The organism is Bordetella petrii (assembly GCF_017356245.1).
Classification (GTDB): Bacteria; Pseudomonadota; Gammaproteobacteria; order Burkholderiales; family Burkholderiaceae_B; genus Bordetella_A; species Bordetella_A petrii_D.
Window position 1 is genome coordinate 440,433 of the sequence record NZ_JAFMZZ010000001.1, and the last position, 14,105, is coordinate 454,537.

Annotated in this window: 7 protein-coding genes; 4 read left to right on the top strand and 3 right to left on the bottom strand. The window is 67.8% G+C overall.

Features of this window, described 5'->3' with window-relative positions; translation table 11 throughout:
- Window positions 1-76: 76 nt before the first annotated feature.
- A complete protein-coding gene (gene parC, locus J2P76_RS02185; protein ID WP_207404185.1) occupies window positions 77-2,392 on the bottom strand; it encodes a DNA topoisomerase IV subunit A in 2,316 nt (771 codons plus the stop codon).
- A 41-nt stretch (window positions 2,393-2,433) separates the two neighbouring features.
- On the bottom strand, window positions 2,434-4,395 hold the full coding sequence (locus J2P76_RS02190; RefSeq protein ID WP_207404186.1) for a DNA topoisomerase IV subunit B: 1,962 nt from the start codon (window positions 4,393-4,395) through the stop codon (window positions 2,434-2,436).
- Window positions 4,396-4,698: 303 nt separating this feature from the next.
- Here J2P76_RS02190 and trxA point away from each other — a divergent pair, with 303 nt between their 5' ends.
- A complete protein-coding gene (gene trxA / locus J2P76_RS02195) occupies window positions 4,699-5,025 on the top strand; it encodes a thioredoxin TrxA (protein WP_207404187.1) in 327 nt (108 codons plus the stop codon).
- A gap of 113 nt (window positions 5,026-5,138) precedes the next feature.
- Window positions 5,139-6,395 (top strand): transcription termination factor Rho, encoded by a 1,257-nt coding sequence (rho, locus tag J2P76_RS02200; RefSeq protein ID WP_207404188.1) that lies wholly within the window; start codon window positions 5,139-5,141, stop codon window positions 6,393-6,395.
- A gap of 277 nt (window positions 6,396-6,672) precedes the next feature.
- Here the strand turns inward: rho and J2P76_RS02205 are convergent, their stop codons facing one another.
- Complete coding sequence (locus J2P76_RS02205; protein WP_347565281.1) at window positions 6,673-10,296, bottom strand: YhdP family protein; 3,624 nt, start codon at window positions 10,294-10,296, stop codon at window positions 6,673-6,675.
- A gap of 81 nt (window positions 10,297-10,377) precedes the next feature.
- Between J2P76_RS02205 and glnE the strand changes: the two genes are divergently transcribed.
- Both glnE and J2P76_RS02215 read left to right on the top strand, forming a co-directional pair.
- The gene (gene glnE / locus J2P76_RS02210) at window positions 10,378-13,176 is read left to right on the top strand and encodes a bifunctional [glutamate--ammonia ligase]-adenylyl-L-tyrosine phosphorylase/[glutamate--ammonia-ligase] adenylyltransferase (RefSeq protein WP_207404189.1); all 2,799 of its coding nucleotides are present in this window, start codon (window positions 10,378-10,380) and stop codon (window positions 13,174-13,176) included.
- 56 nt (window positions 13,177-13,232) lie between these two features.
- On the top strand, window positions 13,233-13,913 hold the full coding sequence (locus J2P76_RS02215; protein ID WP_207404190.1) for an epoxyqueuosine reductase QueH: 681 nt from the start codon (window positions 13,233-13,235) through the stop codon (window positions 13,911-13,913).
- The last annotated feature ends 192 nt before the right edge of the window (window positions 13,914-14,105 follow it).

Consider the following 14,105-nt stretch of genomic DNA (forward strand, 5'->3'; position numbering starts at 1 on the left):
CTGCCAAGATGCGCCCAGGTGTCTGACTCCCGACAGGGTGTCAGACACCTGGGCGGCCCGGACTGCGGACGTTCCGCTACAGCACGGGCGACAGCACCGGCTGCTTGGGCCGCACGTCCAGGGCCCGTCCCTTGCGTGCGCGCTTGCCCACGTAGGGCTCGAGCGCCGGCCCCGCCAGCACGTCTTCGGTAAGCTTGTTGCGGTAGATGCCGGTGGCGCGCAGGCCGCCCGCGCCGATGGGCACCGTCTGGGCCAGCCTGTCGGCCGCATCCAGGCCGATCAGGATGGTGCCGCGGCCGCCGGCCGACAGGGACTTGACCTCGTCCAGCCCGAACACCAGGAACTTGCCCTTGGCCGACAGCAGCGCCAGCTGGCGCGCGCCTTCGAACAGCGGCACCGGGCGCAGCAGCGCGTCGCCCTGTTCCAGGGTGATGAACTGCTTGCCGCCGCGCTGGCGCGACACCATGTCGCCCAGGCGGGCGGCAAAGCCGAAGCCGCGCTGGGTGGCCAGCAGCCAGTGGCTGTCGGGCGAGGCGGCAATGCTGTGCACGATGCGGGTGCCGGGCGCCAGGTCGATCATGGTGGTCACCGGCTGGCCGTCGCCGCGCGCCGACGGCAGGCCCGCCACCGCCACGGAATACACCCGTCCGTTGTCGCCCACGGCGATCAGCGTATCGGTGGTGCGGCATTCGAACGCGCCATACAGATCGTCGCCCTGCTTGAAGCCGAATTGCGAGGCATCGTGGCCGTGGCCCTGGCGCGCCCGCAGCCAGCCCTTCTGCGACACGATCACCGTGACGGGCTCGTCGACCACCTTGGTTTCCAGCACGGCGCGCTCGGCGGTTTCGATCAGCGTGCGACGGTCGTCGCCGTACTGCTTGGCGTCGGCCTCGATTTCCTTGACCAGCAGCCGCTTCAGCGACGCCGGGTTGTCCAGCAATTCCTGCAGGCGGGACTGCTCGTCGCGCTTGCTGGCCAGTTCCTGCTCGATCTTGATGCCTTCCAGGCGGGCCAACTGGCGCAGCCGCATTTCCAGGATGTCTTCGGCCTGGCGCTCGGACAGCTGGAAGCGCTGCATCAGCGCCGCCTTGGGCTCGTCGGATTCGCGGATGGTCTGGATGACTTCATCGACATTCAGGTACACCACCATGCGCCCTTCCAGCACATGGATGCGGTCGATGACCTTGTCCAGGCGATGGCGCGTGCGGCGCACCACGGTGTCGGTGCGGAACGCCACCCATTCGGTCAGGATGTCGCGCAGGCCCTTCTGGCGCGGCCGCCCGTCGGTGCCGATGCACACCAGGTTGACCGGCACGCTGCTTTCCATGCTGGTCTGCGCCAGCAGCGTATTGACGAACTCGTCACGGTCCACGCGCGAAGTCTTGGGCTCGAACACCAGCCGCACGGCGGCGTCCTTGCCCGATTCGTCGCGCACCGCGTCCAGCAGGTTCAGCATCATCGCCTTGGCCTGCTGCTGGTCGGTGGTCAGGCTTTTCTTGCCGGTCTTGACCTTGGGGTTGGTGATTTCCTCGATTTCTTCCAGCACCTTCTGGCACGAGGTGCCCGGCGGCAGTTCGTGCACCACCAGCTGCCACTGGCCGCGCGCCAGCTCTTCGAACTGCCAGCGCGCCCGCGCTTTGAGCGAGCCGCGGCCGCCGGCGTAGATCTGGGCGATGTCGGCCGCCGGGGTGATGATCTGGCCGCCGCCGGCGAAGTCGGGGCCCGGCACCATGGCGTGCAGTTCTTCATCGGGCAGCCTGGGCTGCTTGATGAGTGCCACGCAGGCCTGCGCGACCTCGCGCAGGTTGTGCGACGGGATTTCGGTGGCCATGCCCACGGCAATGCCGGACGCGCCATTGAGCAGCATGACGGGCAGGCGCGCCGGCAGCATCTGCGGCTCTTGCTGGCTGCCGTCGTAGTTGGGCGCGAAATCGACCGTGCCTTCGTCGAGCTCGTCGAGCAGCAGGCGCGAGAACGGCGTCAGGCGCGCTTCGGTGTAGCGCATGGCGGCGGCGTTGTCGCCGTCGCGCGAGCCGAAATTGCCGTGGCCGTCGATCAGGGGATAGCGCAGCGAGAAATCCTGCGCCATGCGCACCATGGCATCGTAGGCGGCCTGGTCGCCGTGCGGATGGTATTTGCCCAGCACGTCGCCGACCACGCGGGCCGACTTCACCGGCTTGGCGCCGGGGCCCAGCCCCATGTCCTGCATGGCGTAGAGAATGCGGCGCTGCACGGGCTTCTGGCCATCGCCCACATCGGGCAAGGCGCGGCCCCGCACCACGGAAACGGCGTAATCCAGGTACGCCTGTTCGGCATAGCGGGCCAGCGTGATGGCCTCGTCGGCCTCGCCGGCGGCCCCATCGAACAGGCCGGGTTGATTGCTGTCGGTCATGTGTCTTCGGAGTTGCGTGTACGGTCAGGCAGGCCGGGCGTTCAGATATCGAGCTCGGCCAGGTTGCCCTTTTCTTCGATCCAGGCGCGGCGCTGCGACGACTCGCCCTTGCCCATCAGCATGTCGAACATGCGGGTGGTGTCGTCGGGCGACAGGCTGCCGTAGCCCACGGGCAGCAGGCGGCGCGTATCGGGGTTCATGGTGGTTTCCCACAACTGCTCGGGGTTCATTTCGCCCAGGCCCTTGAAGCGGCTGATGCTCCAGGCCCCTTCGCGCACGCCTTCCTTGCGCAGCTTGTCCTGCGCGGCCTCGAGCTCGCCCTGGTCCAGGCAGTAGATCTTGCGCGCCGGCCGCTTGCCCTGCGCCGGAACGTCCAGGCGGAACAGCGGCGGCTTGGCCACGTAGACGTTGCCGGCCTCGACCAGCCGCGGGAAATGGCGGTAGAACAGCGTCAGCAGCAGCACCTGGATGTGCGACCCGTCGACGTCGGCGTCGGACAGGATGCAGATGCGGCCATAGCGCAGGCCGGACAGGTCGGGCGTGTCGTTCGGGCCGTGCGGGTCGACCCCGATGGCCACCGCGATGTCGTGGATTTCGTTGTTGGCGAACAGGCGGTCGCGGTCGACTTCCCACGAGTTGAGCACCTTGCCGCGCAGCGGCAGGATGGCCTGGAATTCTTTGTCGCGGCCCATCTTGGCCGAGCCGCCGGCCGAATCGCCCTCGACCAGGAAGACTTCGGTGCGGGCGGCATCGGAGGATTCGCAGTCGGTCAGCTTGCCAGGCAGCACCGCCACGCCCGAACTCTTGCGCTTTTCGACCTTCTGCGCCGAACGCGCACGCGCCTGGGCCTGCCGGATGGCCAGCTCGGCCAGCTTCTTGCCGTACTCGACATTGCTGTGCAGCCACAGGTCAAGCGCGCCTTTCGAGAACCCGCCCACCAGCCGCACGGCGTCGCGGCTGTTCAGGCGTTCTTTGATCTGGCCCTGGAACTGCGGGTCGAGCACCTTGGCCGACAGCACGAAGCTGGCCCGCGCGAACACGTCTTCGGGCAACAGCTTGACGCCCTTGGGCAGCAGGCCATGCAGCTCGGCAAACCCCTTCACCGCGCCGTACAGGCCTTCGCGCAGGCCCGATTCATGGGTGCCGCCGGCCGGAGTGGGAATCAGGTTGACGTAGGATTCGCGCACGGCATTGCCGTCTTCGGTCCAGGCCACCACCCACTGGGCGCCCTCGCCGTCGGCAAAGGTTTCGTGATCGGCGCCAGCGTACTGCTGCCCCTCGAAAAAGGGCACCATCAGCTCGGCGCCGGCCAGGGATTCGGCCAGGTAGCCGCGCAGGCCGTCTTCGTATTGCCAGGTTTTGGTGTCGCCGGTTTTCTCGTTGGTCAGCGTGACCTTCACGCCCGGCAGCAGCACGGCCTTGCTGCGCAGCAGGTGGGTCAGTTCGCCGGGCGGGATCTGCGGGCTGTCGAAGTACTTGGAATCGGGCCAGACGCGCACCCGGGTGCCCGATTTTTTACGGCCGGCCTCGGGGTACGGCGCCAGGGGCTCGGCCACGTCGCCGCCCTTGAACACCAGGCGGCTGGTGGCGCCGTCGCGCCACACCACGACTTCGAGCCGCGTGGCCAGCGCATTGGTGACGGACACGCCGACCCCGTGCAGGCCGCCCGAGAAGGCGTAGGCGCCGCCGCCCTGCTTGTCGAACTTGCCGCCGGCGTGCAGGCGGGTGAACACCAACTCGACCACCGGGGCTTTTTCTTCGGGGTGCAGGCCGACCGGGATGCCGCGGCCGTCGTCTTCGACCGACACGCTGCCGTCGGCATGCAGGGTGACCTGGATCTGCTTGCCGTAGCCGGCCAGCGCCTCGTCGGCGGCGTTGTCGATGACCTCTTGCACGACGTGCAGCGGGTTTTCGGTGCGGGTGTACATGCCCGGGCGCTGGCGCACCGGCTCCAGCCCCTTCAGGACGCGGATGGACGCCTCGGTGTAACGTGGTGTAGCCAAGTTATCCCCAAGATCTGTGGAAAAAAACCGACATTTTACGGACAAGTCCAGATTCTGCGCGGCCTGAGGTGGGATGCGCACGACCTGACCAGCCCCGAATTCGGTACGATGACAAGTCTGGCGGCCCCGGGCCGCCGCGATGGCGATTGCCGGCAGCGCCCGATGGGCCGCGCCGCGACATCCTACACAAAACCGGCAAACCCTGTTGTTATCAACAGTGGTATGCTTAACTCCTTACCTTTCAGTAGAACAACAAACGGCAGGGCCGCCCGCGCGTCCCATGCTGCTGAACCGAGAATCACCATGAGCGAGCAAATCAAGAACGTCAGCGACGCAAGCTTCGATGCCGATGTGATCAAGTCCAGCCAGCCCGTGCTGGTCGACTACTGGGCGGCCTGGTGTGGCCCGTGCAAGATGATCGCCCCCATCCTGGAAGAGGTCGCCTCTGAATACTCCGGCCGCCTGACGGTCGCCAAGCTCAATGTCGACGAAAACCAGGATACCGCCGCCAAATATGGCATCCGCGGCATCCCCACCCTGATGCTCTTCAAGGATGGGCAGGCTGCCGCCACCAAGGTCGGCGCGCTGTCGAAATCCCAGCTCACCGCTTTCCTGGACGGCGCGTTGTAATAAACTACGTGCTGTGAACCCCGCGCGCCGGCCCCGCCGGCGCCCATGTACCGCGCGGGCCCGTCCGTGGCCCGCCGCCAAAGCCCTTCTTTAAATTTCCCCCTTTCACCGCGATGCACCTCAATGAACTGAAGGCGCTGCACGTCTCGCAGCTGCTGGAAATGGCCGCCGGCCTGGAAATCGAAAACGCCAACCGCTTGCGCAAGCAAGAGCTGATGTTCGCCATCATGAAACGGCGGGCCAAGCAGGGCGAGCAGATTTTCGGCGACGGCGTGCTGGAAGTGCTGCCCGACGGCTTCGGCTTCCTGCGCTCGCCCGAGACCTCTTACCTGGCCAGCACCGACGACATCTATATTTCGCCGTCGCAGATCCGCCGCTTCAACCTGCACACCGGCGACTCCATCGAAGGCGAGGTGCGCACTCCCAAAGACGGCGAGCGCTACTTTGCCCTGGTGAAGGTGGACAAGGTCAACGGCGTGGCGCCCGAAGCGATCAAGCATCGCATCATGTTCGAGAACCTGACGCCGCTGCACCCCAACCAGCCGCTGCGCCTGGAACGCGACATCAAAAGCGAAGAAAACCTGACCGGCCGGATCATGGACATCTTCGCCCCCATCGGCAAGGGGCAGCGCGGCCTGATCGTGGCCAGCCCCAAGTCGGGCAAGACGGTGATGATGCAGCACGTCGCGCACGCCATCACCACCAACTACCCCGACGCGGTCATGATCGTCCTGCTGGTGGACGAACGCCCCGAAGAAGTCACGGAAATGCAGCGCACGGTGCGCGGCGAAGTGGTGGCGTCCACCTTCGACGAACCCGCCACCCGCCACGTGCAAGTGGCCGAAATGGTCATCGAGAAGGCCAAGCGCCTGGTCGAGATGAAAAAAGACGTGGTTATCCTGCTGGACTCCATCACGCGCCTGGCCCGTGCCTACAACACGGTGGTGCCGGCCTCGGGCAAGGTGCTGACCGGCGGCGTCGACGCCAACGCGCTGCAGCGCCCCAAGCGCTTCTTCGGCGCCGCGCGCAACCTCGAAGAAGGCGGCTCGCTCACCATCCTGGGCACGGCGCTCATCGAGACCGGCAGCCGCATGGACGAGGTCATCTACGAAGAATTCAAGGGCACCGGCAACTCCGAAGTGCACCTTGAACGCCGCCTGGCCGAAAAACGCGTCTACCCGGCCATCAACCTGAACAAATCGGGCACGCGCCGCGAAGAGCTGCTGATCAAGCCCGAGTTGCTGCAAAAGGTGTGGGTGCTGCGCAAGTTCATCCACGACATGGACGAAGTCCAATCGATGGAATTCATCCTGGACAAGATGCGCGCCACCAAGACCAATGCCGAATTCTTCGACATGATGAAGAAGTAGTTCCCCCCCCCCGAAGCGCTGCGCGCTTCCCCCCCAGGGGGGCGACGCTGGCGGACCGGCGGAGCCGGATCCGCGCGTCCCGGGTCCGGGGACGGTTTGTTTTGTGCCTAGGGTTTGACTTCGTAGGTGTCTGACTCCGTAGGTGTCGGACACCGAGGTGGGCCGACATTATCTCCGTAGGTGTCGGACACCTAGGTGGGCCGATGCTGTCTCAACCGTACGGTGTCTGGCACCCTGGCGGGAGCCAGACACCTCCTGCTTCTGCCCTGTCCGAAGATCAGTGCTCGATGTAGTCGTTCACCGGGCCGGGCTTGGGTTCGGGCTTGGTTTCCACTGGCTGCAGTTTGGGGTCGTCCCATGAGCCGGTGACGGCGTATTCCATGGTCATGGCGCGGGCCAGGGGCTGTTTCAGCAGCCATTGGGTCACGAACGCGCCCAGGCCGATCAGCGGGTTGACGGCCAGCGCCGTGACGACGGCTGCCCCGCTGGCATCCAGATTCGGGATCACCACGGCGCGCAGGTCCCAGCGTTCGGCCACGATATCGGTATCGCCCGCCAGCACGATGGTGGCTACCGGGCTGTTGAGCTTGTAGCCTTCGGAGTGCAGGATGCCCCGGCTGAGCTTCATGTCGCCGCGGATGGTATCGAACGGAAACCCGTCGCGCAGCAGGTTGGCCGGGTTGAATTCCAGCTTGGCCAGCCGCTGCAGCGACTGCAGCGACAGCAGTTCCAGCAGGCGCGCGCTGCGCGAGTTCACATTGATCAGACGCCCCTTGTCGAGGCTGACGCGCGCCTGGCCGTCGATATTGGCCAGGTCGTGCGACCAGGGCAGGTCGCGCCAGGTGAGCTTGCCCTGCACCGTGCCGCTGCCGCCGGCCAGCACCTGCTTGTAGCCGATGCGGTCGATGAAGGCGCCCAGGTCCTTGAACTGGGCCTTGGCATCGACCGTCAGGCCGCGCTGCGCGCCGTCGAGCCGCCAGTTGCCGGTGGCGTCCAGGGTGGCCGACTCGTTGGCGATGCGCAGCTTGTCCAGGCGCCACGATTTGCCGCGTTCGAGATTGGTGCCCTGCACTTCCAGCGCCCCCACGTTGTGCCCGTACAGCGAGAACTGGTCGGCGCGCAGATCGATGGCGGGAATGTCGGACAGGTCATCGCCCGAGTCCGTGGGCGCTTCTTTCATGGCGTCTTTGGCTTCCTGGTCGCCCAGCGCCAGGTGCGTCAGCCGCGCCGTCACCTGCCCGGCGATGGCGCCCGAGGCTTCCTGCCAGGCCAGCGAACCCGCCGCCTGGCGCGAGTCGAGGCTGACTTGCCAGTGTTCGGGCTGAGGCCGGGTGGCGCTCAGCTTCAGGTCGTTGAGGGTCCAGCCGGCTACATGCAGACGGGCGGTCTGCAGGTCGATGCGGCTGAGCATGGGCAGGGTGGCGGCCTGACCCGGCCTGCCGGCCGCCTTGCCGCCCCGCTTGGACGACGCAGCCTCGTCACCGACTTTTTCCCAGGTGTCCAGGTCCAGTTCGGGCATCTGGATGTCGACCGCCAGGCCTGACGCCGGCAGCGCGGCCGGGCGGCTCACGCCCAGCGCGCCGCGCGCGAAATACGGCGTGCCGCGCGGCGCCGCGCGGTCGTGCTCGAGCAGCAGCGCCAGGTCGGCGCCCAGGCTGACCGATAACTGGTCGCGCCTGCCGGCCGCCGATTTGGCGGGCGCCCAGCGCGCCTTCAGGGCGCGGGACTCGGACTTGGCCTTGCCGACCGGCGCGGGCAGGTCGATGCCCAGGCCCGCCAGGTCGGATTCGACAGAGATGTCCAGCACCCCGCCCGAGCCATAGCCCAGCTGCCCCCGGTACGAGGTCTGCCCCGTGAAGCGGGCCATTACCGGGCTGCTGCTCAGTTGCGCCAGGCCCGACGCCGGCAGCGTGCCGGCCAGGCGCAGGGCATCGCCGTCGTGTTCGAGCTTGCCGGCGATGGTGGCCGCTCCGCCCAGGAATTCGGTGCGCAGTTCCTCGGTGGACACGCCGCGTTCGGAAAAATGCAGGTCGCCGTGCAATTGGCGCAGTTCGGGCATCTGCGGCACAAAGCGGAAGGTGTTGCCGTCAAAGGCGATGCGGCCGTCGACCTTGGTGTTTTCGGCATCCAGCAGCGGCACCTCGAGCTTCAGCCCCACTTGCCAGGCTCCTGTGCCCTGGGCGTCGTCGAGCGCGCCGTCGAGCAGCCCGCCCAGCGGCGAATTGGCCGCCAGCGCCAGGTAGGCCGGCACCGGCCCGCTGGTCTGGCCGTCGACATGCAGCGTGGCCCCGTGTTCCATGTCGGGAATCGAGGCGGTCACGGCGCCCAGCGTCACGGTCTGCCCGTCGCCGGTATGGGCGATGGCCCCGCCCGGGCTGTCGAGCGACAGGCTGACCTTGTCGACCGCGAAATTGCCCGACAGGTTCTCGAGCCGCGGCCAGCCCTTGGTATCGCCGTGCGCCGGGGCGTAATCGACAATGGCCCCCGAGTACGCGCCGGCGATGCGGAACTCGCCGACGTCGTCGGGGTCTTCGAACGGGAAATCGTCCAGGTCGCCCTTGACCGTGACCGAGGCATCGCGCGCCTGGCCGGCAGGCAGGCCGCGCGCCAGCCATTCGCGGGCGTCGGCGTTCACTTCCAGCGGCAGGTACTTGTAGATGGCCGGCATGGCCGCGCGCGCCAGGTTGCCCTGGAAATCGGCCGTGCCGGCGGCAGTCTTGCCCTGGGCGGTCCAGCGGCCATGCAGGCGCGCATCGAGGTCGGCGTTGACGATATCGAGCTGGCGCACGTCGACCACGGCGGGCTGCTGCGCCGGCCGGCGCAGGCTGGCATCGATGCGCACCGTATCGGCTTGCAGCAGCGGCGGCTCGAAAGTGTGCGGCAGATTGGCGCTCAGGCCCGTGAGCTCGCCGCGCAGGGCCACGCCCGCCGCCTCGTCGCCACGCGCCAGCGGCACATCGGCGAACTGCACAATGTCGCCGGGCGCGCCCTGCACCCGCAGCGTGGCCTCGGCCAGGCTGACGGCCGTGGCATCGCCCGCGGCCTGCCAGCGCACGTCGCGCAGCGCGGTATCCAGCGTGACATCAGTCACGGCGCCCTGCTCCAGGGTCAGCCAGGCGCGCGCGGCCGCGCGGCCGGCGACGTCCGGCACCGCCAGCCAGGGCGCCCAGGCCGAGGGCTCGGCATCATTGATTTCGGCATACAGCTCGCCTGTCCAGCGCTGCCGGCCGGTCAGCAGCGGATTGCGGGTGAAGCGCCCGCGCAGCGACAGGTCGCGCGCCAGGGCCGCGGGCGGCTCGGCGCTGAGTGCGAAGCGGTGCGCCAGGGTGCCGTTGTACAACCGCAGGCTGACATTGCGCAGCGTTACCTCGGGGGCCTGCCGGTATTCATCGTGCCAGTGCACCGTGGCGTTGACCAGCGCCAGATCGCGCTGTTTGCCCAGCCATTGCACCAGGCGCGACGAACGGCCGGCATCGTGGGGAGCGTCCAGGTCGATGGACTGCCCCGCCACCCATAAATGGTTGCCGGCATCGCGCCGCACCAGCAGTTCGGGCCCGTCGACGCGCAGGCTGAGCAGGCTGGGCGACAGCAACAGCACGCTGCGCCAGCCCAGCACGGCCGAGACCGAAGGCAGGGTCAGCACCGGCTCGGGCAACTGGTCGTAAATGGACAGCGAGCTAAGCTTCAGGCGCGGATTCAGCCCGCGCCAGTCGGCCTGAATGCGCCCGATTTCGACGCGCGCGCCCAGCGCTTCGCTGGCGTAAGCCTCGATGCGCGGCCGCCATTGATCGATGTTGGGCAGCACCCAATACCGCAACCCGAGCAGCACGACGGCCGCGACGACATAGACGGCCAGGGCGAACCAGCAAAGAGAACGAGTGACTTTGGCGGGCAAGGACACGGATGAGTGGGCAGGGTAAGGCGTCTTGGGGTATCGTCCCCTTATACCTGAAACGCGTCATTCCGTCTGCCCGCCCGTCCCATGCCTGCCTCCCTGCTCGCCCCCGCCCTTGCCTGGTCCGGCTATCTGCGCCGCCGCGTCGATGCCCATCCCGACCTGGCCGCCTGGCTGGAAACAGCCGCCCGCCACCCGGTCACCGCCAATGCCCTGGCGGCATGGCAGGCCGAGCTGGCCGGTGCCGACGCGCCCGAGATCCTGCCCGTGGCCCAGTGCCGCGAAATCCTGCGCAAGCTGCGCGAGCGGGTCTTCACGGCCCTGATGGTGCGCGACCTGGGCGGCCAGGCCAGCCTGGAAGAAGTGGTGGGCGCCATGACGGCGCTGGCCGACCTGGCCGTGGCGGCCGCCTACCGCAGCGTGGCCGCCGAACTGGCCGCCGTGCACGGCGTGCCGCGCGATCCGGCCACCGGCGCCCCGCAGGAAATGCTGATCCTGGGCATGGGCAAGCTGGGCGGCGGCGAATTGAACGTATCGTCGGACATCGACCTGATCATGCTGTACGGCGAAGAAGGCGACACCGACGGGCCGCGCCGCATCAGCCATCATGAGTTCTATGGGCGCCTGACGCGGCGCATGATGCCGGTGCTGTCCGAAGCCGACGCCCATGGGCAGGTGTTCCGCACCGACCTGCGGCTGCGCCCCGACGGCGACGCCGGCCCGCCGGCCTGGAGCCTGGACGCGCTGGAACACTATCTGGTGGCGCAGGGCCGCGAATGGGAGCGCTATGCCTGGCTGAAGGCGCGCCTGATCCCGGCGCAGGCCTTTGCCGACAGCGACGCGGCCGTGCAGGCCCGCCAGCTGGAAAGCCTGCGCGTGCCGTTCGTGTACCGCAAGTATTTTGATTTCGATGCCCTGGCCTCGCTGCGCGCGCTGCGCGAGCGCATCCGCCAGGACTGGCAGCGCCGCGCGCTGGCGCGCAATGGCGTGGACAGCGCCAACAATATCAAACTGGGCGATGGCGGCATCCGCGAAATCGAGTTTGTCGTGCAGCTTTTCCAGCTGGTGCGCGGCGGGCGCATGCCGGCCCTGCAGCGGCGCGGCCTGCTGGCCGCCCTGCACGCGGAGCGCGATGCCGGCCTGATCGGCACCGACGACGCGCAGAAGCTGGAGCAGGCCTACCGCTTCCTGCGAAGGGTCGAGCATGCGCTGCAATACCGCGAAGACGAGCAGACCCACCTGCTGCCCGGCGACGCGGCGCAGCGCGAACATCTGGCGGCCGCGCTGGGCATGGCCGCCGGCGAATTCGAACGCACGCTGGCCGATCACCGCGCCTTCGTGGCGCAGACCTTCCGCAACGCGTTCCGCCTGGCCGGCATGGGCGATACCGAAGAAGCGGCCGCGCCGGCGGCCGGCGCGGCCGGCGCGGCGGGCGACGGCCATGACGCCGAGAGCTGCCTGGCCGAACAGATCCGCCAGGCCTTCGGCGCCGAGGCCGACGACCTGCTGCGGCGGGCCGAATCGCTGCTGGACAGCCATCGCGTGCGCAGCCTGCCTGAAAGCAGCCGGCGCCGCCTTGAAACCCTGCTGCCGGCGGCCGTGCAGGCTGCCCAGCAGACGCCCGCGCCGCGCCATGCCACCGTGCGCCTGTTCGACCTCATCGAGACCATCGCGCAGCGCAGCGCCTATCTGGCGCTGCTGGCCGAATACCCGGACACCCTGGCGCGGGTGGCCCGCATGGTGGCGGCCAGCCCCTGGGCCGCGCAGTACCTGACCCAGCACCCGCTGCTGCTCGACAGCCTGATCGATTGGCGCACCCTGTTCGAGTCGCTGGATTTCGCGCAGATGGCCCAGCAATTGGCGGCCGACCTGGACGCCTGCAGGCTGCCCGACGGCGAACCCGATATCGAGCGGCAGATGAACCTGATGCGCGACGTGCAGCGCCAGGCCAGCTTCCAGCTGCTGGCGCAAGACCTGGAAGGCCAGCTTACGGTCGAGAAGCTGGCCGACCAGCTGTCGGCGCTGGCCGACATGCTGCTGGCCGAGACCGTGCGGCGCGTCTGGCCATTGGTGAACCGCCAGGCGGGCGCCGTGCCGCATTTCGCCGTTATTGCCTATGGCAAGCTGGGTGGCAAGGAACTGGGCTATGCGTCCGACCTGGACCTGGTCTTCCTGTTCGACGATCCGCGCGACGACGCGGCCGAGATCTACGCCAAGCTGGGCCGCCGCATGACGTCCTGGCTGTCGACCATGACCTCTTCCGGGCGCCTGTACGAAACCGACCTGCGGCTGCGGCCCGACGGCGAAGCCGGCCTGCTGGCCGTGTCGGTCGAGGCATTCGAGCAATACCAGCTCAAGCATGCCTGGGCCTGGGAACACCAGGCGCTGACGCGGGCGCGCTATGCGGCCGGCGACACCGCCGTCGGCGCGTGCTTCGAGCGCATCCGCGCCGAAGTGCTGGTGCAGCCGCGCGATGCCGCCGCGCTGCGCGACGAGGTGCTGGCCATGCGCGATAAGATCAGCGCGGGCCATCCCAACCACAGCGGCGACTTCGACCTGAAGCACGACCGCGGCGGCATGGTGGATGTGGAATTCGTGACCCAATACCTGGTACTGTGCCACGCCGCCACGCACCGGGTGCTGGTGAACAACCTGGGCAACATCACCCTGCTGCGGCTGGCCGCCGAAGCGGGCCTGATTCCCGCCGACCTGGCGCAGCGCGCCGGCGATGCCTATCGCACCCTGCGGCGCGCACAGCACCAGTTGCGCCTGCAGGGCACCGAGAAGGCCCGGGTGCCGCAGGACCAGCTTGCCGAAGAGCGCGCGGCGGTGTCCGCGCTGTGGGCGCGGGTGCTGGGCGAAGCGGCGCCTGCCGCGGGCCTGTGAACAAGGCGCAAGTAGGCGTAAAATAAAGGTTTTTACCGCCGCAACACGTTTTTTCCATGTCCCAGCTCGTGCGCCCCACACTCGAATTGCCCACCGGCCGCCGCAAGGTGCTGCTGCACTCGTGCTGCGCGCCCTGTTCCGGCGAAGTCATGGAGGCCATGCAGGCGTCGGGCATCGACTATTCCATTTTCTTCTACAACCCGAACATCCATCCGGTCAAAGAGTACGAGATCCGCAAGCAGGAAAACATCCGCTTCGCCGAGCAGCACGGCATCGAATTCATCGATGCCGACTATGACATGGACAACTGGTTCGACCGCGTCAAGGGCCTGGAAAATGCTCCCGAGCGCGGCGAGCGCTGCACCGTATGCTTCGACATGCGCTTCGAGCGCACGGCGCTGTACGCCCACGAGCACGGCTTCGACACCATCACCAGCTCGCTGGGCATTTCGCGCTGGAAAGACATGAACCAGATCAACGGCTGCGGCGAGCGCGCCGCCGCCCGCTACGACGACCTGGTCTACTGGACCTACAACTGGCGCAAGGGCGGCGGCTCGCAGCGCATGATCGAAATCTCCAAGCGCGAAAACTTCTACCAGCAGGAATACTGCGGCTGCGTGTATTCCCTGCGCGACACCAACCGGCACCGCCGTTCCCAGGGACGAGACCGCATCCACATCGGCGTCAAGTTTTACGGGAAGGATGAGTTGGTGGATAAGGCGACGTTGCAAGACTGACTTTGTTGTTGGGTTGATTGGTGCTTGCGACATCGGGGCGTGGGGCCGGGAGGGGACGGGGCTTCACGAGACCGGTCGGCCGCCTTCGCGGCCGACATCGCTTCGTCAACCTCGTCGCTGCGCTCCTTCGGTTTCCCTCGCTCGGCCTCGAGGCGCCCCCGGCCCCTCCCGGCCCCACGCCCCGACTGCGCC